Source organism: Eudoraea sp., from assembly GCF_049665975.1.
Taxonomy (GTDB): Bacteria; Bacteroidota; Bacteroidia; order Flavobacteriales; family Flavobacteriaceae; genus Eudoraea.
In genome coordinates, this window is the sequence record NZ_JBATGR010000202.1 from 1 (window position 1) to 2182 (window position 2182).

2 protein-coding genes are annotated in these 2182 nt (G+C 38.8%); both read right to left on the reverse strand.

From position 1 onward, the window contains the following. Positions 1-1713: DEAD/DEAH box helicase (locus tag WBN20_RS07505; protein ID WP_424281243.1), on the reverse strand; the 1713-nt coding region annotated here is incomplete at its 3' end. Between the two features lie 224 nt (positions 1714-1937). After that, the gene (locus WBN20_RS07510; protein ID WP_013551418.1) at positions 1938-2162 is read right to left on the reverse strand and encodes a DUF2795 domain-containing protein; all 225 of its coding nucleotides are present in this window, start codon (positions 2160-2162) and stop codon (positions 1938-1940) included. Between the last annotated feature and the right edge of the window lie 20 nt (positions 2163-2182).

Genomic DNA, 2182 nt, shown 5'->3' on the forward strand with positions numbered 1-2182 from the left:
CGTCATACCTGAAAGCTTTTTGTACATTCTGAAATAATTCTGTAGAGTAACCGTAGCAAAAGTCTGTGTCATTGCTTCGATTTTTACATTCTCTTTCGCTTCAATGGCCTGGTGTAATCCGTCTGAATAGCGGCGCCCGTCCATAATACGGCCGGTCTGCTCGTCTACAATCATCACCTTATTTTCAATAACCACATACTCCACATCTTTTTCGAAAAGCGTATATGCCTTCAATAGCTGGCTCATAGTGTGGATGCGCTCGCTTTTTATTGCAAAATCCTTGAATAGTGCCTCTTTTTCTGATGCCTCCTTTTCGATTTCCAGATTTTGGTTTTCAATTTTTGCAATTTCACTTCCAATATCGGGCATCACAAAAAAGTCTTTTTGATGATCTCCGGAAATATATTCTATGCCCTTATCTGTAAGTTCAATCTGGTTGTTCTTTTCATCGATAACAAATAACAGTTCCGCATCTACCTGAGGCATTTCCCGATTGTTATCCTGCATATAAAAATTCTCAGTTTTTTGAAGCAGTTGTTTTATGCCTTCTTCACTCAGAAACTTAATAAGGGCTTTATTCTTGGGTAGGCCCCTGTGGACCCTAAGCAATAGAAAACCACCTTCTTTAGTATTTCCGGCAGAGATTTCTTTTTTTGCTTCTGCCAGAACCCCAGTAAGGTACTGACGTTGTTTCTGAACAATGTCGGACACTTTGGGCTTCAATTCATTAAATTCGTGACGATCTCCTTCCGGCACAGGTCCGGAGATGATTAAAGGAGTACGGGCATCATCTACAAGTACGGAATCGACCTCATCCACAATGGCATAGTGATGTGGCCGTTGCACAAGGTCGCCGGGTGTATGCGCCATGTTATCTCTAAGGTAATCGAATCCAAATTCGTTGTTGGTTCCATAGGTAATATCCGCATTGTAAGCTGCTCTTCTCCCTTCTGAATTAGGCTGATGCTTGTCTATGCAGTCTACGGAAAGCCCATGAAATTCAAATATTGGTGCCATCCACGCACTATCTCTTTTAGCCAGATAATCATTTACAGTAACCAAATGGGCCCCTTTTCCTGCTAACGCATTCAGGTACATTGGCAGCGTAGCAACAAGTGTTTTACCTTCACCTGTCTGCATTTCTGCAATTTTACCCTGATGCAAAGCAATTCCACCTATTAATTGCACGTCATAGTGTACCATATCCCAGGTGACTTCTTTTCCAGCGGCATCCCAAGAGTTTTTCCATACGGCATTATCACCTTCCAGGCTTACGTATTCTTTGGAGCCAGACAACAATCTGTCAAATTCTGTTGCTTCAACCGTAATAGTCTCATTATTTACAAATCGCTTTGCGGTTTCTTTAATTACGGCAAAGGCTTCAGGAAGAATCTTGTTTAGAGTGATCTCGGTAATCTTGTAGACTTCGTCTTCAAGTTTATCAATTTCTGCATATACTTCCTCATTTCTATCAATGTCCAGAGAGGCTTTTACTTCTTCTTTCAATATGTCAATTTGCTTCTGAAGTTCTTCAGATGCCTTCTTTATTGTTTGTTTGAAGTTTTTTGTTTTTAGCCTAAGTGCATTGTGGTCCAGGCTTTCAATCGCTGCCTCAAAAGATTTGATCTCCTTTAAAAGAGGTTGTAGTTCCTTAACATCTTTCTTGGCTTTGTCACCTACAAATGCCTTGATGACTGAATTTAAAATACTCATATATTATTCATGTTTTGATAGCATACTCTTCAGGACTTAAAGTGCAATTGAAATTGCAATTGAATAATCCTAAAAATGGGCAATATGCTATAGAATTGTAATACCCTTTTTAAAGCAAAAGGTATTCCAGATTTTATATTTCTGTTTAAACTTCTTTAAACCTGTCAAAATTACATAAAAAAAAAGCCTCAAATGAGACTTTTAATAGGTTTTAGGAAACTTCTTTAATATTCATCCTCATTCCAGAGGTAATCTTCTTCCGTGGGATAATCCGGCCATATTTCTTCTATTGATTCGTATATCTCACCACCTTCTTCCTCCATAGATTGTAAATTTTCAACTACTTCCAAAGGAGCTCCAGTTCTAATGGCATAATCTATTAATTCGTCTTTAGTAGCTGGCCAGGGCGCATCGCTTAAGTAAGATGCTAGTTCTAATGTCCAATACATGGCTTTATTCTGATTTTAAA